The sequence below is a fragment of the Micromonospora sp. NBC_01796 genome, assembly GCF_035917455.1.
Classification (GTDB): Bacteria; Actinomycetota; Actinomycetes; order Mycobacteriales; family Micromonosporaceae; genus Micromonospora_G.
On record NZ_CP109078.1, the window covers coordinates 2,911,282 to 2,933,385 of the forward strand.

The window sequence follows — 22,104 nt, forward strand, 5'->3', positions numbered from 1 at the left end:
CCGCCGCAGCGGTTACGACCCCTCAGGGGCAGTTGACCCACTCTTCGGTGCCGTCGGCGAACACCTGCCGCTTCCAGACCGGCAACTGCGCCTTGACCTCGTCGACCAGCCGGGCGCAGGCGGCGAACGCGGCGGCCCGGTGCGCGGTGCTCACCGCCGCGACCAACGCCACGTCGCCGATCTCGAGCGGTCCGACCCGGTGGGAGACGGCAACCGCGTGTACGTCGGGGTCGGCGGCGATCTCGGCGGCCACCGCCCGCAGCACGTCGATCGCACTGGGGTGGCCCTCGTACTCCAGGCGGGTCACCGCGCGACCGTGATCGTGGTCGCGGACCACGCCCTGGAAGGAGACCACCGCACCGGCCCGACGGTCCGCGACCGCGGCCTCGTGCGCGGCCAGGTCGAGCGGTTCGGTGGTGACCGCCACCTCGGTGACGCCCTCGGCAGTCGGCGCGCTCACGGAACCCACCTTCCGTTTCCGGCCAACGGGCCGGTGGTCATGATCTCACTCCGGACAGCAACGGCAACGGTACAACCGGAACCCGCGTACCCGCCTCGCCGTTGCCGCCCGGTTCGATCACCGCGAAGCCGTCCGCCTGCGCCAGCCCGCGCAGCATCGCCGATCCGACGTGCCGGACCGGGGTGGCGGTGCCGAGCACCGGATCGATCCGGACCAGGGCCAGGTGGGTGTAGTCCCCCCGACCGGCGATCGGTTCGGCCAGCGTGACGTACGGCAGCAGCGGCATCGGTCGCCCCTGCAAACCGGCCAACAGGGGTGCGACCAGCGAGACCAGGGCGACGACGGCGGACTGCGGATTGCCGGGGAGCCCGGCGACGTACCGCTTGCGGCCGTCCGGGCCGGTGACCCGGGCCAGCAGCATCGGGAATCCGGGGCGTACCGCCACGGTGTTGACCACGTACTCGGCGCCGAGTTCGGCCAGCGCCGGGTGCAGGTGGTCGACCGGCCCGTGCATGGTTCCGCCGGTGGTGCAGATCAGGTCGACGCCGGCCAGCGCCTGCCGCAGCGCGGCCACGTGTGCCGGCAGGGTGTCCGCGACCGGCCCGATCACCGCCGCCGGTGCGACCGTGGCGCCGTACCGCCGCAGCCAGGCCGGTACGGCCGGACCGAGGCTGTCGCGTACGCGGCCGGCCTCGGGTGGGCCGGCGGTGAGCAGTTCGTCGCCGAAGACCAGAACGGCGGCCCGGGGCGCGGGATGCACCCGCAGCCGGTCGTAGCCACAGGAGGCGGCCAGCCCGACCACACCCGGTCCGACCGGGCTCCCGGCCGGGAGCAGTTCCTCCCCGGCGTACGCCTCCTCGCCCGGCGCCCGCCACTCCGGTCCCGTACGCGGTGTGCCCGCGACCCGGCCGTCGGCGGTCCGGGTGGACTCCTCGATCCGCAGCACCTCGTTCGCACCGGCCGGCAGCATGGCCCCGGTCGCGATCTCCACGGTGGTGCCGTCCTCGGTCAGCGGCGGCGGGGTGCCGCCGGCCAGGACCCGCCCGACGACCCGCCAGGGTCCGTCGCCCCGGACCGCCCAGCCATCCACGCTGGAGGTGGGGAACGCGGGCAGGTCGGTCAGCGTGGTGAGGGGTTCGGCCAGGGTCAGCCCGTCGGCCTCGACCAGCGGGACGTCGACGGGCGCCACGGCGTCGGCCCGGCCGGCCGCGTAGACCCGGGCGCGGGCCTCGGCCCAGCCGACCGGTGGGCGGTCGGCGCCCCGATCCGTGGCGACAGCGGGTTCGACGCTCATCGGGCCGGCCTCGACCGGTGGAATCTCGCACTCACCGATCGAGCCTATCGTCGTACGCGCCCGGCTTGGTCCGGGTCCTGAGTCCGGGGCGGTCCGGACGGCACCCGCCCGACTCAGGCCGGCTGCGGGTGGTCGCCGCCGCGTAGCTGGTCGACGGTGTGGGCGAGGATCGGCCCGAGTACGGCGAGCCCGTCCTTGGCGCCGCCGGTGGATCCGGGCAGGTTCACGACCAGCATCCGCCCGGCCACCCCGGCCAGTCCCCGGGACAGCGCTGCGGTCGGCACGGCCGCCCGGCTGTGTGCCCGGATCGCCTCGGCGATGCCGGGGATCTCGTAGTCGAGCACCGCCCGGGTGACCTCGGGTGTCCGGTCGGTCGGTGTGACCCCGGTGCCCCCGCTGGTGAGGACGACGTCGACCCCGTCGGCGAGGGCCTGGCGCAGGGCCGCGCCGACCGGTTCGCCGTCGGGGACGACCACCGGCTCGTCCACCTCGCACCCGAGTTCGCGCAGTCCGGCGACCAGGCGGGGGCCGCTGGTGTCGGCGTAGACGCCGGCGGCGGCCCGGTTGGAGGCGACCACCACCCGTGCCCGGATCACGGCCGGTCCGCCGGTCGGTCCCAGTCCCCGGTCTTGCCACCCTCTTTGCGCAGCACCCGTACGTGTTCGAGGGATGCGGCGGGGTCGACGGCCTTGACCATGTCGATCAGGGCGAGCCCGGCGGTGGCGACCGCGGTCAGCGCCTCCATCTCCACCCCGGTCCGGTCGGCGGTCCGTACGGTCGCGGTGATCTCGACGGTCGAGCCCTCCGGCGTGAGGTCGACGATCACCCCGTGCAGTGCGATCGGGTGGCAGAGCGGGATCAGGTCGGGGGTCCGCTTGGCGCCCATGATCCCGGCCAGCCGCCCGACCGCCAGGGCGTCTCCCTTCGGCAGCCCGTCCTGGCGCAGCAACCGGACAACCTCGTCGGTGGTCTGGAGTCGGCCGGCGGCAATGGCCCGGCGTCCGGTCACCGGTTTGCCGGACACGTCGACCATCCGGGCCGCGCCGGCCCGGTCGACGTGGGTGAGGTGTTCCGAGGTGGTCACGTACGCGAGCCTATCGACCGTCGCCGTCCATTCGCGAGGACCGCGCCGCCCACCCCGGTCTCGATGATCGGGTACGGCGATCGAAGCTGATCGACCGCTACTACCCGCGTTCCCGATCGCGCCGATCGTGGTCGTCCCGGGGTTGGAATTGACTAGTCCGTCGAATCGAGAGAACATCCGCCGATGGCACCCGCGCGGGGATGTCCGGGGCGGTACGGCGGTCGACCGGGGGACGGATCGGCGCCGGTCGGAGCAGGTCTGATCTACCTGGCCACAGCGAGGTGGCAGGCGAATGCGGTCAGTGGGCCCGCATCAGCACCGGGGTGTCAACGGGTGTGCGGAGTCACGATTCCGGGGTCCCAATCCACAAATAGGAAATATGACGCCGATCAGGCAGTCGCATAAGCATTCAGTTTCCATATCGGGACGCAAAGTAGCAAACTAGGTGAGGATTAGCGGATACTGCGCATATCGACACCTAACGGTATATAACTGACGCCTCATCTCATACGATTCTCACGTCGAACAACAGCGATCGAAGCGCCGGACCCCCTCCCGCTTCATCGGTACGACAAGAGAGGACGTGCGGAGATGCGCAGCACCGACTGGCTCTGAGCAGAGGTATCCGACAACCACTACGAGTCGTAGGCTGGCGAGACATACCGTCACGAGAGAAACACCGAGTGGCGACAAAGGACTGGTATGACTCGGACTGATCAGGACGACACTGGGACCGATCGGCGGCTGGTGCTGCTTGTCGGTCTCGTCGTCATTTGTGCGGGTATAGCCGCAGCGATCAGCATCCGCGAGATACTCGGTCACGGCCTTCCGACACTCAACGACCTCGGCACCGCCGCCAAACTGACCTTCCTGGTTGTCGTCGGCGCAACGGTCAGCGTCCGGATTCGGATCCGGTCGACCCCGCACGGCATCTCCTGGACCGAGGTCGCGATCCTCACCGGTCTCGCGCTCGCACCCGTCCCCTGGGTCATCCTCTGCGCCGGACTCGGCGTGGGCATCGCGCGGGCGATCGTCCGACTGGCCCCGTTGAAGCTCGCCTTCGGCGTGGCGAAGGACATGCTCCTCGCGACCGCTGCCGGGGTGGTCTTCCTGCTCCTCGACTGGTCCTGGTCAGCCGACCGCCCGCTGCAAGAGCGGATCGTGCCGCTGGTCGCCGCCTACCTCGTGGTCGTGGTGCTCGACGAGGCGTTGACGCTGCCCGTCATCTCGCTCGCCAGCCGGGTCAGCCTCCGCAGGCTCTTCTCCGGCCACTGGGACCTCAGGTTGGCCAGCGTCGTCGCCCGCCTGCTGGTGATCCTGGCCATCATGCTGATCCTGCAGGCCGACACGAGCCTGCTGCTGATCATCCCGCCACTCGTACTCAGCCTGCACCTGGCGTACTCGTCCCGCCTGCGCAGCCGGGACGAACGGCACGCCTGGCAGCGGTTGGCCCGGGCCACCGACGCGCTCAACGACGTCGACCTCGGACAGGTGCTCCGGACCGCCGTCGACGGTGCGGCAGAACTGTTCGGCGCCGACCGGGTGGAGGTCGTACGCGACGACGGCGGGCGGACCGTACGGGGCGACGGCGGCACGATCACCTCCGACGGCAACGGCGGCGAACCGCTGCCCACCGGCGGCACCACCATCACCACTCCGCTGCAGGGCCACGACGGCATCGAGATCGGACTGCTCCGCCTCTGGTTCCCCGGCCCGGTCCAACTCTCCGAACGCGAGTGGTACACGCTGCGCACGTTCGCCTCCGCGCTCTGCACCGCGATCCGCAACGCCTCCGCGTACGCGGAGCTGACCCGGGTCGCCGACGAACACGCACACGCGGCGTCACACGACGTACTCACCGGCCTGGCGAACCGGCGCCACCTGCTGGAACGGGGCACCGAACAACTGAGCCTGCGGCACGCCGACGGGGTCGCCGCGGTGCTGCTGATCGACCTGAACCACTTCAAGGAGGTCAACGACACCCTCGGCCACCCGTCCGGCGACCGGGTGCTGATCGAGGTCGCCGACCGGCTGCGGGCCGTCGCCGGCCCCGAGGACCTGGTCGCCCGGCTCGGCGGCGACGAGTTCGCCATCCTGATCACCGGCCTCCCCGCCCCGGCGGTCGCCACCCACCGGGCCGAGAAACTGCTGGCCGTACTCCACGAACCGATCGAGCTGGACGGGATGCGGATCAGCGTGGAGGCCAGCGGCGGGATCGCCGTCGCACCCAACAACGGCGGCATGTCCGAGTTGCTCCGCCGCGCCGACGTGGCGATGTACCAGGCAAAACGGAGCGGCCAGCGGCTCGCCGGTTACGTGCCGAGCCGCGACACCGCCGACCTCGGACGGCTCACCCTCAGCGGTGAACTGTCCCGCGCGGTCGCGGAGCGGGAGTTCACCGTCGAATTCCAACCGATCGTCGACCTCGGCACCGGTGTGGTCGTGGCCGCGGAGGCGCTGGCCCGCTGGCAACACCCGACCCACGGGACCATCGACCCGTTGCGCTTCCTGGACGCGGTGGAGCGCTCCGGCCTGCTGCCGGCGTTCGCCGCCGCCGTACTCGACCAGTCGATCGTCGCCGCCGGGGACTGGCACGCGGCCGGATTCGACCTGCCGGTGGCGGTGAACGTGTCGCCACGCAGCCTGCTCGACGCCAGCTTCCCGGAGGTCGTACTGGCCCGGTTGCACGCCCACGACCTGCCACCCGAGCGCCTGGTCCTCGAACTCACCGAAAATCTCACCCTCAGCCAACTCGAGGTGGTCGACCGGGTCCTCGGGCAACTACGGGACGCCGGTGTCCGGCTCGCCCTCGACGACTTCGGCACCGGCTACTCCTCGCTGTCGGTGCTGTCCCGGATCCCGGTGCACGAGTTGAAGATCGACCGGACCTTCGTGATGGCGATGGAAACCTCGGCCGAGGCGGTCGCGGTGATCCGATCCACCGTCGACCTCGGCCGCAGCCTCGACCTCGAGGTCATCGCCGAGGGGGTGGAAAGCGAACCGCAGCGGCTGGCGCTCTGGGAGCTGGGCTGCACCGCCGGACAGGGCCACCTCTTCGCCCGCCCGATGCCGGCCCCCCGGATGCTCGCCGCGCTGCGCCGGGGAGCCGAGGGCCGCCCCGGCGCGCTCGCCCCGCCACTGCACGACGAGGGCGCGGTGATCCGGCTGTCACCCGGACGGCGCACCGGCACCCGACAGACCGACCGTCTGCCACACTTGCCCGCGTGATCTCCCCGGACCCGCCCGGCCGCGTCCACCGGTTCTGGCGCCGGCTCGACGGTGCCGCCGACGGCCTCGCCGCCGACCTGGGGCTCTACGCCGCCTCGGCCGTCTTCGCCGCCGTCACCGCCGCCACCTCGACCCTGCTCCCGCACCGGGCCTGGGGAACCGTGGCCACCGCCGGCTACCTGCTGGCGACCCTTGCCGTCATCGCCCAGCTCATCGCCCGCCGCCGGGGTGCGACCCGGCTGACCGGGACCGCCGCCCGCGCCGCGCTCACCGCGGTGACCTGGGTGACCACCGCGCTGGTACCGATGGTGTGGCAGTGCGTCGAGCGGGCCGGTGGACGTACCGACCGGGCGCAGGAGGAGGTGGTCGTGATCGAGCACGCCGGCATCCGCCTGCTCGACCACGGCACGCCGTACCTCGGACCGGAGGCGATCAGGGCGCTGCCGGCCGGCGAGCAGCTGCTCGGCTACACCCCGTACCAGCCGGGGATGGCCCTGTTCGGGCTGCCGAGGGCGATCGCCGGAGACGGTTGGTGGACCGACGCCCGGATCTGGTTCGCCCTGGTCACCGCCATCGCCCTGGTCGTCGCGGTGACGACGCTGCGGCGTACCGGAATCGGTCCGAGCCGGGCCGCCGCCGACCCGGCACGGCCCGACGGACCCACCGCCCGCGACTCGGCCCTGGTACGCGCCGTGCAGCTCGCCACCGTCCTGCCGATCTGCGCGCTGACCCTGGCCACCGGCGGAGACGACCTGCCCGTCCTCGCACTCTGTCTGCTCGCCCTCGCCTTCGGCGCCAACCGGCGGTTCGGTGCCGCCGGGGTGGCGATCGGGCTCGCCGGTGCGCTGAAGCTCTTCGCCTGGCCGGTCGCCCTGGTGCTGATCGGATACGCCGCCACCAGGGGCTGGCGGACCGCCGCGCGGCTGGCCGCCGGGGCGATCGGCCTGCCCGTCGCCGCCCTGATCCCGGTCCAACTGGTCGACTCGTCCGCCCTGGTGGAGAACGTGCTCCGGTTCCCCCTCGGCCACGGGGTGGTGAGCAGTCCGGCCCAGTCACCGTTCCCCGGTTACCTGATCGCCTCCGCGTTGCCCGCCGGCCGGGTGATCGCCGCCGCCCTGCTCGTCGGGGCCGGGCTGCTGATCGCCGTACGACTCGTCCGCCGTCCCCCGCGTACGGCCGGCTCGGCCGCCCTGATCTGCGGGTACGGGCTGCTCGCCGCGATCGCCCTGATGCCCTCGACCCGGTTCGGCTACCTGCTCTACCCGATCGCGTTCCTGGCCTGGGCACCCGCCCTGTGGCTCGCCCGGCCCGAATCGCTTTCTGCGGCGACCACCGGGCGGGTCGCCGCGACGAGGCGTACACCTGAGGCATGACCATCTACCGGGACCGGGCCGACGCGGGCCGGGCCCTCGCGGACCGGTTGGCCGGGCTCGCCGGCCGGCCCGATCTCATCGTCCTCGGCCTGGTCCGGGGCGGGGTCCCGGTCGCCGCCGCGGTGGCCGAGCGGCTGGCCGCACCACTGGATGTGCTGGTCGTCCGCAAGCTCGGCCTGCCCCAGGCCCCCGAGGTGGCCTTCGGGGCAGTGGGGCCGGGCGGTGTCCGGGTGCTCAATCCGGAGATTGCCGACCGGCTCGACCCGGACCGGACAGCGGAGGTGGTGGGTCGGGAGACGGTGGAGCTGGAGCGCCGGGAGCGGCTCTACCGGGCAGGTCGGCCGCCGCTGTCGCTCGACGGGCGTACCGCCGTGATCGTGGACGACGGGCTCGCCACCGGCGCCACCGCACGGGCCTCGGTCGCGGTCGCCCGCCGGCTCGGCGCGCAACGGGTCGTGGTGGCGGTCCCGGTCGGTTCCGTGCAGGCGTACGCGGCCCTCGCCGAAGAGGCCGACGAGGTGGTCTGCCTGCAGCGGCCGGAGGACTTCGGCGCGGTCAGCCGCTTCTACGAGGACTTCCACGAGGTGCCCGACGACGAAGTCACGGCCACGCTCAGTGGGTGATAGTGACTTCACCCGGTACCTTCGAGTGATGCATCTGACATGTCCGAAGTGCCAGGGCGACATGCGCCAGTACGAGCGCAGCGGCGTCACCGTAGACCAGTGCAGCGAATGCCGTGGAATTTTCCTTGACCGCGGCGAGCTGGAGAAGCTTTTCGAGGCCGAGTCGAACTGGCAGCAGCAGCAGGGTGGCGCGCCGCGCCAGCCTTCCGCCGCGCCGGCCGGCGGTTACGCACCGCCGCCGCCTCCGCCGGGCGCCGGTTACCCGCCGCCCCCGCCCGGACCGGGACAGCACCAGCCCGGTTACCCCGCCCCCGGCCACGCCCCGCCGCCGCCGGTCACCCACGGCTACCCGCCGGCTCCGGCGTACGGACAGCACCAGGGGCAGCACCAGGGTTACCACGGGCACTACCGGCAGAAGAAGCGCAAGAGCTTCCTGAACGAGCTCTTCGACTGACCGTCGGTAACGATTCGCCCGGTTGACGAATGAGGTGTCGGCCGGGACCGGGGAGGAATCCCGACGGTCCCGGGCGGCACCTCGACTGGTTTCGGAACGGTCTTCGGACCGTCCGGATCAGACGATCGCCATGTCGACGAAGCGGGACAGGTGTAGCTGCGCCGCGACCGTCACCGTGTCGGTCGGCCCGTTACGGTGTTTCGCGACTATGAAGTCCGCCTCACCTGCGCGCGGCGACTCCTTGTCGTAGTAGTCGTCGCGGTGCAGCAGGATGACAACGTCCGCATCCTGCTCAATTGACCCAGATTCACGCAGATCAGACAGTTGAGGTCGTTTGTCCGTACGTTGCTCCGGTCCACGGTTCAGCTGGCTGACCGCGATGACCGGGCACTCGACCTCCTTGGCCAGCAGCTTCAGCCCCCGGGACAGCTCCGCGACCTCCTGCTGGCGGCTCTCCGTCTTCTTCGGCGAACTCATCAGCTGGAGATAGTCGACCACGATCATCTTCAGGTCGTGCCGCTGCTTGAGCCGGCGCGCCTTGGCCCGAATCTCCATCAGGTTCATGTTCGGGGTGTCGTCCACGAACAGCGGGGCCTCGCTGATCTCACCCATGCACCGGGCCAGCTTGGTCCAGTCGTCGTCGGAGAGCTGCCCACTGCGCAGCACGTGCAGCGGTACGCGCGCCTCGGCCGAGAGCAACCGCATGACGATCTCGACCTTGCTCATTTCGAGCGAGAAGATCGCCGCCGCCTGGTTCGCTCGAATGGCCGCATTTCGGGCAAAGTCCATAGATGCGGTGCTGTTGTGCGTGGGGATCATCGTCTCGCCAGCAAGGTACAGGTGGTCCTCGTTGTCGACGGTGACGCAGCGGACCGGCACGCTGGGAACCGGACGCACGGCAACGATGAACCGGGAGCCGCTGCGGACCTCCGAATCGGTTCTGCGTCGAGTTCGGTGCGTTTCCTGCTTCCGTCGCAGACGGAACATGGCGTCGTTGGTCGAGAAGTTCAACGTGTACGCCGTCGACGACTCGGGCGCGCGTCCCCGTACCTTCTTCTCGTTTACCGTGCACCGGTACCCGAGGCTGACGACCAGTTCTCGAACGTCGTATGCCAGCCGCCGAGATGTCGAGACGTACTGGATGTTTCCGGCAGGAGCGACCGTGCCGTCAGTATCGAGCAGCCCCGCCAGAAGTGCTCGACGCTGGGCTTCGGATGCCCGGAGGTAACTCTGGGGAATGTGCTTGTTGTTGAGCACGCCGATCGACTGCAGCATCCCCCCGAAAGACCCGAACGTACGGTGACAGTCCTCGCACCGCCGGCTACCACTGCGCTTCTCGATCGATATGGATCGCTTCCCGCAGGTAGCGCAGCCGAGTTCCGGGCGCGGCATCCCCTTTGACTGCCCGCCGCACGACCTGCCGCAGGTGAACACAGCGATCGACTTCGGTAGGAAGGTCGTGCCGCAGACCAGACACGCTCTGGAGGGGATGGCCGGCAGTGGCGGCGGGCTGATCGCGTAGAGCATCGGGCCGGTTTGGCGGACGAGAAGGCCGGACTCCTCGATGTAGGTCGCTATTTCGGGATCGGCACTGGTGAAGCGACCACCAGCACTGTGACCGTCCCCGAGCCACACCCCCAACACATACGGAGGCACCAGAAGTTCTTGTTCCGGAAGTACCAGCGGGGCGCAGTTTTCAACCGCATGGTTGAGACGTTGATCAGCAGTGTCGGTTCGCAGGGTGGCAGCGATCTGCTCGGTTGTAACCACGCTCTGCTGTGCCGCCTGGTCAAGCGTCTCGACCCAGCCCTCGGCGCGATCCAGCAAGCTCGAATACAACACCCGTGCGGAGTACGTTTGAGCGGGACGGCCTCGTCGCCCCGTCCCCACAGTTGATCGGACCGACTGGACCGGCAGGCCACGCACCACGCGTTGAAGGGTGCTCTTGAACTCCGGGCCGACCAGAGCAAGCGCTTCCTGGACGGAAAGGTCCGAATCCGGTGCTGTCGCGTGCTCCTGGTGGACGCGCCGCAACCCGGTCAGGGCATCGCCGGACCAGCCGATCTGCGGGCGGATACTGCCGCCGCGGCGGCTTGCCCTGGTTGTTGTTTTCCACAGGTGCTCAGCGTCCGCGACGACGACCGACCCGTCGGAGAACTCGACCTCGTAGCACGGCCGGTCGTGCATCACCTCGAAAGCGGCCGTGACAACGGTTGGCCGGCCGTCGGCACCCAACAGCTGATCACCCTCGCGCACCGCCCCCATGGTCGTCCACCCATCCGGGGTCGGCAGCGGCGTGTCGAGCGCCAGCGCCTTTCCCAGACCGGGTCGACCGGCAACGATGATCAACTGGCCGGGGTGCAGGCCGTTGAGCAGGCGGTCCAGGTCACTGAAGCCGGTGGGTACACCGGTCATCATCCCGCCAGAGGCACCGACCGCCTCGATCTCGTCGAGCGTGGGTTGCAGCATGTCGGCGAGGACCGCGAAGTCCTCGTTCACCCGCCGCTCGGTGACGTCGTACACCGCCTGCTGGGCCAGGTCGACCACGTCGTCGACGTCGCGCCCGCCACCGGCCGCGGAGCCGTACCCGAGCTGGACGATCCGGGTCCCCGCCTCGACCAGCCGGCGCAGCACGGCGCGCTCGCCGACGATCCGGGCGTAGTAACCGGCGTTCGCGGCGGTCGGCACGCTGGCGATCAGCGTGTGCAGGTACGGCGCACCACCGATCCGGCCCAGGTCACCGGAGTCGGCCAGGGCCGCCGCCACGGTGATCGAGTCGGCCGGCTCTCCCCGCCCGTACAGGTCGAGGATGATGTCGAAGATCGTGCCGTGTACGGGCCGGTAGAAGTCGTTGGTCTTGAGGATCTCGACCACGTCGGCGATGGCGTCCTTGGACAGCAGCATCCCACCGAGCACGCACTGCTCAGCCGCGATGTCCTGCGGCGGGGTCTTGTCGAACTGACCGTCACGCTGGGGCGGTGGCCCTCCGGCGGGTGGCCCCGTCGACCTGGCCTCCGCGCGTATGTCATCGCTGACCGACACCGACTCCCCCCTCCGCTGGACCGGCTGTCTCTGAGCGATACCGCCGAGGTACGACAAGTTTTCGCTTGCTGTCCGACCGACCGGGCTGGCCGGAGGACGTCGCGTCAGGGGCGGGGATCCGCTGTTAACCATACGAAAGTCGAGGTCAGGACCCCAAACGCGGCGGTGGACGAGCCTCGGGACAACCTGTGGACAGTGGGCACCAGGGTGTGCGCGGCCCTGTGCACAGGCTGTGCATAACGGCTGGGGAAGGTAACCTGTACCAGCCGTGACTTGGGCGTACTCCGTCCCCACGGTGTGGAGGAAAGAAAAACCCAGAAGATCCGTCCGAGCTGGCAGGATTATGCCGACATCGACAGATCCGTCTGGACGGTCGATTGCTATTCGATCTCAGAAAGGTCACGCTCCGACCGTGGACTATCGGGACTGGGGGCGCGGTGAGCTCACCCGCCCCGTGCGGCGACCAGCCGACGCCTGGGTCGATGATGGCGATCCACGCCCCGGTGACCCCTACTCGCACACCGGCGACGGTTACGAACCCACCGGTCGCCGCCGTGGCGCGCACCGCAGCGACCCGGAGCGGTACACCCCGAGCTGGGCGCGGGAGTCCGCGACCGAGGCGCGGGACGACTACGGCCGTACCGACGACAACGCCCGCTACCGGGACGATCCGGAGCCGGGTCGGCGCTGGACGGACGACACCGGCACCACCGCGCGCGACGCCAGCACCACCGCGCGCGACACCGGATCGGCGCGTACGACCGGGTCCGGCACGGACAGTTCGGCAACGGACTACTGGACCGCTCCGACCGGTTGGCAGGGCACCGAACCGACACGTGGTCGACGGCGACGGGCCGAGCCGGACGACCGGCCGGCGGACGGTGCGGGTCGACACGCGGACAACAGCGACAACCGGGCCGGTGACAGCCTCACCGACCGCCGGGACGGCGACGGGTACGACCGCCAGCGGCGCAGCCGCTCCGAACGTACGCAGCCGACCGCCAGCACCTGGAGCGACTCCGGGGTAGGCACGGACGACACCCGTACCGGTGGTTCACGGGCCGGCGGCACCCGGCGGCGTTCCGATCGCCGGAGCCGGGAATGGTCGGACGACGCGGCGCCCCTGGACGGTCGGGACGGATCCGCCGGCACCAGCCGGTGGAGTTCCGGCAGCGACACCACGATCGGCGGTGAGCAGCGGCGGAGCCGGACGACCGGGGACTCCCGGTCGGGCCGTTCGGCGGATGCCGCCCGCTGGGAGCGGTTCGACGACACCGGCGTCTGGGACCGGGACGACCTGGACGCGCAGCTCGGCGCGACGGATCGCACCGACCGGGCGAGCCGGGCCGGTCGGACGGCACGTGGCGGCACCTCGGCGGAACCGCGCCGCGCGGACCGGACCGAGCGGGCCGACCGGTCGGACCGAGCCGACTCCACGGGCCGCGCGGACCGGGCAGGCCGAGCAGACCGGGCGGGTCGAGCCGACTCCACGGGCCGCGCGGACCGGGCCGGGGCAGACCGGGCGGGCCGAGCCGAATCCACGGGCCGAGTCGGTCGCGTGGACCGAAGCGACAGGGCAGGCGGAGCCGAGCCCACGAACCGGCCGGGCCGGACAGGCCGAGCCGAGCCCACTGACCGGGCAGACCGGGCAGGCCGGGCAGGCCGAGCCGAGTCCACGGACCGGACAGACCGGGTAAGCGGAGGCGGCCGAACAGTCCCCACGGAGCGAGCAGGCCGCGGGGACCGAACGAGGCGGGCGGATCGGGCGGGCCGGGCCGGGCGCGCGGACCTGCGGGCGGTGCCCGAGCCGGACGACCGGGTACGGCCGACGCGCTCCGAGCCGCCGGAGCCGGTGACGGACGAACCCTCGACGGGTCGGCGCAGCCGTGACAGGTTCACCGAGACCGGCCAGTGGAACCGGGTGACCGACACCGGTGACCGGCGTCGGGAGGCCGAGTCGCGGCACCGGGCGGCCGACACCGGGCAGTGGGACCGGTTCGACGACACCGGCGTCTGGGACCGGTTCGACATCGACAACCCGGATGCCGAGGATGGCACCGGGGTCTGGAGTTCGTTCAGCGAGACCGGCCGGTGGGATCGGTCCACAGACACCGGGCAGTGGGACCGGTTCACCGACACCGGTGTCTGGGACCGTAGCGAGCTGGCCGCGCTGGACGAGCCGGATCGGCGGGACGCCGGTGCAAACCCGCCCTGGCGCGACCGGGATGCCTTCTGGTCGGGCACCCGCCTCGCCGGCGACGACCCGCGCTGGATGGAGACTCCGACCTCCGCGCCACGATCTCCGGCGGTGGCGTACCCGCGTCCTCCCCGGACCAGACCGCCCGGCCCGTCGGCGGCGGCGACAACGGGGGCCCGGCCCGCACCCACCGTCCCGGTCGAACGGCGTACCGGGAGAGGTGGACGGAGCACCCAGACCACCCGTGGCGCGCGGAGCGCGCAGATTCCGCAGTCCGGACTGGCGAGCCTGCCCGGGCGGAGCAATCGGCCCGAGCGGAGGATCGAAGAGGACCTGCTCGACACGGAGCCCGGCAGTCATCTCGCCGCGGTGCTCTACACCGCCGCCTGGTACGCCGTACCGGTGCTGGTCTTTTTCGTCTGGCTGGTGACCCTGGACAACAGCGTGCCGGCCGGTTGCGTGACCGATCCGACCGGTGGCGGATGTGACTCCGAGCGGGCGCAGGCGCTGGCCTCGATCCTTGGTGCCGCGCCGCGCTTCGGTGCCGCCCTGATGGGCAGCCTGGTGGTCGCGCTGCTGCTGCGCTGGGTGAGCCGATCCTGGCGACCGGCCAGCCTCGGGCTCGCCTCGGCGGTTGTCGGCGGTGGGCTCTCCACGGTGCTGTACAGCGTGGTCACCGGTCAGCAACTCGGCTGACCCCGGGGCCGCGTCGGCCCCGGTCCCGACTCCGGTGCTGCAACGAGTGAAGGCCGCACCCGAGGGTGCGGCCTTCACTCGTCAGTCCCGAACTAGCGGCTCTGCACCACGTTCAGGTCGAACTTGGCGGTGACCTCCGGGTGCAGCTTGACCCGCACCGGGTACGCACCGACCGACTTGATGTGGCCGGGCAGTTCCAGCCGGCGCCGGTCGAGGACCGGGCCGCCGGCGGCCTTGACCGCGTCGACGACCTCGGCCGGGGTGACCGAGCCGAAGAGGCGGCCGCCTTCGCCGGCACGCGCCTTGAGGCTGATCTTGAGGCCCTGGAGCTGGCCCGCAACCTCGGTGGCGTGGCCGAGGTCGCGGATCTCACGGGTCGAGCGGGCCCGCTTGATGACCGAGACCTGCTTCTCCGCACCCTTGGTCCACACGATGGCGAAGCCCTGCGGCAGCAGGTAGTTACGGCCGTAGCCGTCCTTCACCTCGAGGACGTCGCCCGGGGAACCGAGACCGGACACTTCCTGCGTCAGGATGACCTTCATATCGGCGTCTCCTCTCAGCGGGCCGTGGCCGTGTACGGCAGGAGCGCCATCTCACGGGCGTTCTTGACCGCACGGGCGATCTGGCGCTGCTGCTGGGAGGTAACCCCGGTCACCCGCCGAGCGCGGATCTTGCCGCGATCGGAGATGAACTTCCGCAGCAACGCGGTGTCCTTGTAGTCGATATAGGTGATCCCGTCCTTGTCGAGCGGGTTCACCTTCTTCTTCGGCTTGCGCAGTGCCGCAGCCTTTGCCATTGACCTTGCTCCTGGTTTGCGATCTCGAGTACTCGGCGGTGCCATCAGAAAGGAGGCTCCTCATCGAAGTTTCCGCCGCCCGAACCGGAGGGCGAGGAGGACGGGGCTGCCGTGGCCCAGGGGTCGTCGAAGTTTCCTCCGCCACCCTGCTGGCCACCACCGCCACCGCCACCGCCGGAGGCACCGAAGCCGCCACCGCCGCCACCGGAGCGCGACATCTTCTGCACCTTCGCCGTGGCGTACCGCAGCGACGGGCCGATCTCGTCGACCTCCAGCTCGATGACGGTGCGCTTCTCACCCTCGCGGGTCTCGTAAGACCGCTGGCGCAGCCGACCCGAGACGATCACGCGGGCACCCCGCTGCAGCGACTCGGCGACATGCTCCGCTGCCTGCCGCCATACGGTGCAGGCAAGGAAGAGCGGGTCCCCGTCCTTCCACTCGTTCGTGGCCCGGTCCATGAACCGGGGCGTCGAGGCGATCCGGAACTTGGCGACCGCCGCACCGGACGGGGTGAAACGCAACTCGGGGTCATCAGTCAGGTTGCCGATGACCGTAATGGTGGTATCTCCTGCCATGGCCAACTCCTCGCGCACTCATAAGCCTCCGCCGTAGGCTGCCAGAGCAGTACGACAGAGCGCTTGAGGCTGATCCGGGCGTGCCGGGAAAGAATGCGCGTCAGCGCGTTTCCGGCCGGATGACCTTGGTGCGCAGCACGGACTCGTTGAGTCGCAGCTGACGGTCCAGCTCAGCCACCGCCGCAGGGGATGCCTGCAGATCGATGACGGCGTAGATGCCCTCGGCCTTCTTGTTGATCTCGAACGAGAGGCGCCGGCGGCCCCATACGTCGAGCTTCTCCACCGAGCCACCCGCGGTGCGGATCACGTTGAGGTACGTGTCCAGCGACGGGGCGACGGTGCGCTCCTCGAGGCTTGGATCGAGGATGACCATGATCTCGTAATGACGCAAGACGTGCTCACCTCCTATGGGCTAACGGCCACGGTCCTTCCGTGGCAGGAGGTCGTGCGTCGTTGCCGGTAACCGGCGGGGGAACCCGTGGTTACACAGACAACCTGACCAGGATACCCGGTGACGTACGGAGACGTTCACCGGGCGTACGGGGTGTTGACAGGCCCCCTTCCCAGCGAAGATCGATGGGAAGGGGGCCTTCCTTGCAGAGCCGCGGGGCGCCCTATCCGCATTCTTTGGGTGGGACCTGGGGAGGAACGACCACACCGATGAGGTTGGATAGGAGGCGCCCCGCGGAGCCTACTGAGTTGTCATCTTACGCCACAACAGTCCGTGTTGCTCGTTGAGCGAGGATAGCCCGAATTGCCCCAACACTGACGCCCAGCACGCAGATCGTGGCGATGAGCGCGAGCAGCCGGGTCAATCCGGCGTCCCGGACCGGTTCGGCCGGCACCATCGGCTGCTCCACCGGACTGGCGGGGCGGGCCGACGGTGCGGCACTCCCCTCCGCCGCGCCGGGCCGCGCGACGGAGGGGGGCCATGGATCAACGTCAGTCGTACGTCCGACCGCCGGCGCCATCGCGACCTGCCCACCCACCGCAGCCGCCAGCGGCGGCGCGCCGGCGAACAACGCGGCCAAAACCACGGTGGCGCGACGGTGTCGGAGCAGCGACGGCACTTCTTCGTCCCTCGGGTCGGCAGCGGTTCCGGACCTGATCCGAGCACCGGACCAGGAGTCTCACCACTGCTAACGACCGGTCCGGCAGGCGGTAACGCAGCCCGCTCCGAGGCACCGCAGCGCGCCAGCCGTCGGCTGCCGCGCTGCCGGCGTGGGCACACGGGACGTAGGCTCGCCCTCATGCGTATCGGAGCCCACGTCGATTCTGCGGACCCGCTGGACGAGGCCACCCTCCGCAAGGCGGACACGGTGCAGTTCTTCCTCGCCGATCCGCAGGGCTGGAAAGCACCGGAACCCAGGGCGGACGCCGACCGGTTACGGGCCGCCGAGGTCGACGTCTACATCCACGCGCCGTACGTGATCAACGTCGCGACGTTGAACAACCGGATCCGGATCCCCAGTCGCAAGCTGCTGGTGGAGCACGCCAACGCGGCGGCGACGGTGGGCGCCCGGGGACTCATCGTGCACGGCGGACATGTGAACAAGGGCGACGACATCGCGAAGGGTTTCGACAACTGGCGGAAGACCTTCGCGTACGCGGCCGAGTCCGGCGGGTTCGCCACCCCGGTGCTGATCGAGAACACCGCCGGTGGCGACAACGCGTGTGCCCGCCGGTTCGACTCGCTCGCCCGGCTCTGGGACGCGGTCGGCGAGTACGGCGTCGGCTTCTGCCTGGACACCTGCCACGCCCACGCCGGTGGTGAGGACCTGCTCGACATCGTGGACCGGGTGAAGGCCATCACCGGCCGGATCGACCTGATCCACGCCAACGATTCCAAGGACGGATTCGACTCCGGCCGCGACCGGCACGACAATCTCGGGCAGGGAAAAATCGATCCCGACCTGGTGGTCGCCGTCATCCGCGCGGCCGGCGCCCCGGTTGTCGTGGAGACACCGGGCGGGGCGGACGGCCAGGGCGCGGACATCGCATACCTGCGCGACCGCGTGGGCCGGTAGGAAAAGCAGGCTGATGACAACGGACCAGTCGAACGCCACCGACGTGCCCGCCGACGCGGCGGCCCAAGCGACCACCGGCACCGACGAGTCGGCCACCAACCCGGCCGGCTCCACCAGCACCGGGTCCGGCCGCGGCAAGCCCACCAACGGGTCGGACGCCACCGGCAAGACCGCCAACGGGTCGGACGCCGCAGGCAGGACCGACCAGCCCGGGACGGCGACCAGGTCCGACGCCACCAACCAGCCGGACCCGAACAGCAAACCCAACACGAACGCCGGGACCGGACGACGCAGCAGGTCGAACGCCGGCAAGCCGGGTCCGGACGCGGACAGCAAGCCGGACGCCGGCAAGCCGGGTCCGGACGCGGACAGCAAGCCGGACGCCGGCAAGCCGGATCCGAAGACCGATCCGGACTCAAGCAGCAAGCCGGGTCCGGAGGCCGGCGCCACCGCGACCAGCAAGCCGGACCCGAGCGACGGGCCCGAGCGCCCCGGTACGACCAGCCCCGCCAAGAAAGGCGACAAGGCTGGCGCAAAGAGCGACACGACGGCTGCCGAACCGACGGTGATCGACCTCGGCGTGATCAAGCCGAACGCTCCGGCACCGGGACCCCGTCCGCCGTGGTGGCGGCGAACCTGGCCGCTGCGCCGGGCGGGCGCCACCGTCGTACAGCTCAAGCCGCCGGCCGAGGCGAGCGCGGCCGATCAGCCCGAGGGCGATCCGGTCGACCGGTGGTCGGCGTTCGCTCCGGCCCCGGAGCCGACACCCGGACGGTTGAGCCGGATCACCCGGGTCCTGGCGCACGAGTGGACCCTGGCCGGCCTGGCCAGCCTGGTGCTCGCCGTTGTACTGACCTGGCCGACGTTGCGCTATCCCGCACACACGATTCCGCAGGACATCTGGGACCCGACCCTCCAGGCCTGGCAGATGTCCTGGTCCGGGCACATTCTGATGACCAACCCGGCGCTGCTCTGGCAGTCGAACGCGTTCTACCCGGAGTCGTGGAGCTTCGCCTTCTCCGACACCCTGCTCGGGTACGCCCCGGCCGGGATGATCGGGCACGGGCCGGTTGCCGCGTTGGTCCGCTACAACATCATCTTCGTGCTGGCCCACGCCCTCGCCACCGTCGGCGCGTACGCCCTCGTTCGTCAGCTCGGGGCGGGTCGGATCGGTGCGGCGGTCGCCGGGGTGGCGTTCGCGTACCCGCCGTGGCTGCTCTCCCAGGCCGGGCACCTGCACATCATCTCCAACGGTGGCATTCCGCTGGCGCTGGCGATGCTCGCCAGGGGACACGGCTGGTCGTTGCGGCACGGCTTCCGGCCCGAACGCAAGCACGCCGGCTGGGCGCTCGGCGGGTGGCTGGTCGCCGCCTGGCAACTCAGTCTCGGCTTCGGCATCGGCCTGCCGTTCGCGTACCTGCTCGCGGTGATCTTCATCGTCTCCGCGGTGACCTGGTTCGTCCGGCGTACCTGGTTCTGGCCGGAGCGCCGACCGCTCGGCGTACGGCTGCTCCTGGCCGACTTCTGGGGTGCGGTGATCTTCGCGGGGATCGGCGTACTGCTCGCCATCCCGTACTTCCGGGTCGCCGAGCTGCACCCGAACGCCAAACGTACGGTCGGCGACCTCGCCCTCTACTCGCCGCCACCGAGCGGTTTCGTCGTCGCGCCGCAGGAGTCGCTGCTCTGGGGCCGGCTGCACGAAGCGGCGCGGGCCGGGTTGCCGTGGGCCCCGGAGAACACGCTGCTGCCCGGGTTCGTGCTCTACGCGCTGGCCCTCGCCGGCCTGTTCTTCTCCATCTGGACCATCCGGCAGCGCCTGTTGCTGCTGGCGGGGGTGCTGGTCAGCGGCATCCTGACGCTGGGGACGGAGTTCTTCGGCGGCCGGTTCACCTACCTTCCGCTCTTCGAGCACCTGCCCGGTTGGGACGGGTTGCGCACCCCGGGCCGGCTGATGATCTGGACCACGCTGCTGCTCGGGATACTCGCCGCCGGATCGGTCAGCGCGTTCGCCAAGCGGGCACGGGAGATCTCGGCGGCGGAACGGATCCCACCCCGGCCCGGCCCACTGCTGCGCCTGGCCACCCTGCTGCCGCTGGTGCTGGTGCTGGCCGAGGGGCTGAACTCGACCCCGACCCCGATCGTCCCCGCCCAGCCGGCGGCGATGCGTACGGTCGACGGGCCGGTCCTGGTGCTCCCGTCGGATCAGGGCACCGACCAGCACGTGATGCTCTGGTCGACGAGCCGGTTCCAGGACGTGGTGAACGGCGGCAGCGGGTTCACCCCGGACTCCCTGGCGCAGGCACGCGAGCGGACACAGGCGTTCCCCGACCAGGAGAGCATCGACTACCTGCGCGGGCTCGGGGTGAAGACGGTTGTCCTGCTCAAGGACCGCGCGGTCGGTACGCCCTGGGAGCGCGCCGCCGACCAGCCGGTGGACCAGTTCAACATCAGGCGTGAGGACAGCGGCGACACCGTCGTCTTCCACCTCGACGGAAGCTGACCCCGGGACCCGAGCCCTGTGCTCGGCCCCGGCCGGAACGAAAGCGGCCCGGTAACCCCGGATCGTCGGGTGAACCGGGGCGCTTCGACTTCTGCCCCTCGGTGCGCCCGCTAGGCCACCGGCACCGGCTCGCCGGACGAGGGCGGTTCGGGGGAGGCACCGGAGTCGGCAGCCTTCCGCCCCGTACGCCATCGGGTGAACCACGGCGCGTCCGCCGCACCGTCCAGTACCCCGCCGTCGGGGTCGTCGTCGTAGGTGGCGCGTACGGGGTCGAGTTCGGGGCGGAGGATCTCCCGCACGATCAGCCCGCAGAGCACGGCCACGGTGACCAGCCGGAGGGTGGCGGCGAGCACGAACACGCCCTCCGGGAAGACCTGTTTGCCGGAGGCGCCGAGCAGTTCGCCGTAGAAGGCGACGAAGTAGCAGACCTCGGCGAACTGCCAGGCCAGGAACGCGCCCCAGCGGGGCCGGGCGAGCACCAGCAGCGGCAGCAGCCAGAGCGTGTACTGCTGGGACCAGACCTTGCTGAAGATGAGGAACGCGGCCACCACGAGGAAGGCGAGTTGGGCCAGCCTCGGCCGGCGCGGCGCGAGCACCGCCAGCAGGGCCACGCCGACGCAGGCCAGCCCGAACAGGACGTACGTCAGGTAGTTGAGGGTGGGGTCGACGTGGTTGCTGAGCCACTGGAACGGCCCCTGGTCACCGGGGTTGCCGCTGTTCCACTTCCCGTCCAGGTAGCGGCCGATGTACCAGAGTGTGCCCCAGTCGATCGGCCGCTCGGTGTTCAGTTCGAAGAACCGGTTCCAGCTCTCCCGGTAGGGGATCGCCACCGGGAGGTTGACCGCGACGACCGTGACGACGGCGGTGCCGGCGGCTATCAGCGCCTGTTTCAGCCGGTTCGCTCGGATGGCCAGCACTATCAGCGGGCCGAAGATGAACAGCGGGAAGAGCTTCGCCGCGCCGGCCAGGCCGAGCAGGATGCCGGCCGCGACGGGTCGGCGCCGGGCCCAGGCGTACATCCCGAAGGCGGCCAGGCCGATGGCGAGCAGGTCCCAGTTGACGGTGGCGGTGACCAGCAGCGCGGGTGACAGGGCGAACAGCGCCGCGTCCCAGGGTCGGCGGCGGCGCAGCGACAGCAGCATGGCCACGGTCGCGACCGCCAGGGCGCTGAGCACGATGGCGTTGACGTTGTAGAACCACATGCCCTGGTTGAGGCCGGGACGGGACTCACCGAGCGCATGTACGGGCAGACCCAGGGCGCCCATGAAGTAACCGGTCACCACCGGGTACTCGACCGGGTGGTCCGCGTACGGCACCTTGCCCTCGTTGAGGCCCTCGGCGTAGTAGAGCGCGAGCACGTCGGTGTAGCAGAGGCGGGTGTACTGCACGTTGTTCTGCCACGCGCCGTCCTGGCAGGGCGACTTCTGCACCCAGTGCAGGGCGAGGGTGAGGCAGGTCAGGGCCAGCACGATCCGGGCGGCGCTCCAGAACACGATGCCGCCGCGTCCACCGCCGCGAGGTCGGCCGGCGGCGTGTTCGCCCATCGGCCCGCCGATCGCCTCGGCCAGTCCGCGGACGAAGCCGTCCGAGCGGGAGGGGTGGTCCACCTTTTCAGGCTCGTCGATGCCTGCCGTCGACTGCGCGCTCATGAACAGGCATCCTGCCGTACGCGACCGTCATCCGTCCCGCCCGGTCCGCCCGTGTCGGCGGCCGGGTACGGAAATGGGCCGGCGGCCGGGTGATCACCCGGCCGCC

The 22,104-nt window shown here is 70.7% G+C and carries 17 protein-coding genes; 7 read left to right on the forward strand and 10 right to left on the reverse strand.

The window, feature by feature from the left end; all coding sequences use genetic code 11:
• Positions 1-22: 22 nt before the first annotated feature.
• From OIE47_RS13440 to moaC, 4 genes are all read right to left on the reverse strand, one after another.
• Positions 23-460 (reverse strand): molybdenum cofactor biosynthesis protein MoaE, encoded by a 438-nt coding sequence (locus tag OIE47_RS13440; protein WP_326561827.1) that lies wholly within the window; start codon positions 458-460, stop codon positions 23-25.
• 37 nt (positions 461-497) lie between these two features.
• A complete protein-coding gene (locus OIE47_RS13445; RefSeq protein WP_326561828.1) occupies positions 498-1,754 on the reverse strand; it encodes a molybdopterin molybdotransferase MoeA in 1,257 nt (418 codons plus the stop codon).
• A gap of 113 nt (positions 1,755-1,867) precedes the next feature.
• Positions 1,868-2,350 (reverse strand): MogA/MoaB family molybdenum cofactor biosynthesis protein, encoded by a 483-nt coding sequence (locus OIE47_RS13450; RefSeq protein ID WP_326561829.1) that lies wholly within the window; start codon positions 2,348-2,350, stop codon positions 1,868-1,870.
• Positions 2,347-2,838, reverse strand: a complete 492-nt coding sequence (gene moaC, locus OIE47_RS13455; RefSeq protein ID WP_326561830.1) for a cyclic pyranopterin monophosphate synthase MoaC — start codon at positions 2,836-2,838, stop codon at positions 2,347-2,349. The genes OIE47_RS13450 and moaC overlap by 4 nt, the downstream gene beginning before the upstream one ends.
• 702 nt (positions 2,839-3,540) lie before the next feature.
• Here moaC and OIE47_RS13460 point away from each other — a divergent pair.
• From OIE47_RS13460 to OIE47_RS13475, 4 genes are read left to right on the forward strand one after another with little or no spacing between them, the layout of a single operon-like run.
• Positions 3,541-6,066: a putative bifunctional diguanylate cyclase/phosphodiesterase gene (locus tag OIE47_RS13460; protein ID WP_326561831.1), complete on the forward strand. Its 2,526-nt coding sequence runs from the start codon at positions 3,541-3,543 to the stop codon at positions 6,064-6,066.
• Entirely contained in the window at positions 6,066-7,439 is a 1,374-nt protein-coding gene (locus tag OIE47_RS13465) for a glycosyltransferase family 87 protein (protein ID WP_326563087.1), read from the forward strand. Before OIE47_RS13460 ends, OIE47_RS13465 begins: the two co-directional genes overlap by 1 nt.
• On the forward strand, positions 7,436-8,062 hold the full coding sequence (locus tag OIE47_RS13470; protein ID WP_326561832.1) for a phosphoribosyltransferase: 627 nt from the start codon (positions 7,436-7,438) through the stop codon (positions 8,060-8,062). Before OIE47_RS13465 ends, OIE47_RS13470 begins: the two co-directional genes overlap by 4 nt.
• 25 nt (positions 8,063-8,087) lie before the next feature.
• Positions 8,088-8,516 carry a TFIIB-type zinc ribbon-containing protein gene (locus OIE47_RS13475; protein ID WP_326561833.1) on the forward strand — a complete coding sequence of 143 codons (429 nt, stop codon included), beginning with the start codon at positions 8,088-8,090 and terminating at the stop codon, positions 8,514-8,516.
• A 117-nt stretch (positions 8,517-8,633) separates the two neighbouring features.
• Here the strand turns inward: OIE47_RS13475 and dnaB are convergent, their stop codons facing one another.
• A complete protein-coding gene (gene dnaB, locus OIE47_RS13480; RefSeq protein ID WP_326561834.1) occupies positions 8,634-11,558 on the reverse strand; it encodes a replicative DNA helicase in 2,925 nt (974 codons plus the stop codon).
• Between the two features lie 412 nt (positions 11,559-11,970).
• Between dnaB and OIE47_RS13485 the strand changes: the two genes are divergently transcribed.
• Positions 11,971-14,451 carry a hypothetical protein gene (locus OIE47_RS13485; RefSeq protein ID WP_326561835.1) on the forward strand — a complete coding sequence of 827 codons (2,481 nt, stop codon included), beginning with the start codon at positions 11,971-11,973 and terminating at the stop codon, positions 14,449-14,451.
• A 92-nt stretch (positions 14,452-14,543) separates the two neighbouring features.
• Here OIE47_RS13485 and rplI read toward each other — a convergent pair whose 3' ends face one another.
• The 4 genes from rplI to rpsF all read right to left on the reverse strand — a co-directional run bounded on the left by rplI (position 14,544) and on the right by rpsF (position 16,213).
• On the reverse strand, positions 14,544-14,993 hold the full coding sequence (gene rplI / locus OIE47_RS13490) for a 50S ribosomal protein L9 (protein ID WP_326561836.1): 450 nt from the start codon (positions 14,991-14,993) through the stop codon (positions 14,544-14,546).
• A gap of 14 nt (positions 14,994-15,007) precedes the next feature.
• On the reverse strand, positions 15,008-15,247 hold the full coding sequence (gene rpsR / locus OIE47_RS13495; RefSeq protein WP_007073789.1) for a 30S ribosomal protein S18: 240 nt from the start codon (positions 15,245-15,247) through the stop codon (positions 15,008-15,010).
• 44 nt (positions 15,248-15,291) lie between these two features.
• Complete coding sequence (locus OIE47_RS13500; RefSeq protein ID WP_326561837.1) at positions 15,292-15,840, reverse strand: single-stranded DNA-binding protein; 549 nt, start codon at positions 15,838-15,840, stop codon at positions 15,292-15,294.
• An 82-nt stretch (positions 15,841-15,922) separates the two neighbouring features.
• Positions 15,923-16,213, reverse strand: a complete 291-nt coding sequence (rpsF, locus tag OIE47_RS13505; protein ID WP_121157770.1) for a 30S ribosomal protein S6 — start codon at positions 16,211-16,213, stop codon at positions 15,923-15,925.
• An 859-nt stretch (positions 16,214-17,072) separates the two neighbouring features.
• On the opposite strand from rpsF, the gene OIE47_RS13510 reads away from it, so the two are divergent.
• Entirely contained in the window at positions 17,073-17,849 is a 777-nt protein-coding gene (locus tag OIE47_RS13510; RefSeq protein ID WP_326561838.1) for a deoxyribonuclease IV, read from the forward strand.
• Positions 17,850-17,862: 13 nt separating this feature from the next.
• Complete coding sequence (locus tag OIE47_RS13515) at positions 17,863-20,349, forward strand: hypothetical protein (RefSeq protein ID WP_326561839.1); 2,487 nt, start codon at positions 17,863-17,865, stop codon at positions 20,347-20,349.
• Between the two features lie 110 nt (positions 20,350-20,459).
• Here OIE47_RS13515 and OIE47_RS13520 read toward each other — a convergent pair whose 3' ends face one another.
• Positions 20,460-21,998 carry a glycosyltransferase family 87 protein gene (locus OIE47_RS13520; RefSeq protein WP_326561840.1) on the reverse strand — a complete coding sequence of 513 codons (1,539 nt, stop codon included), beginning with the start codon at positions 21,996-21,998 and terminating at the stop codon, positions 20,460-20,462.
• Positions 21,999-22,104: the final 106 nt, after the last annotated feature.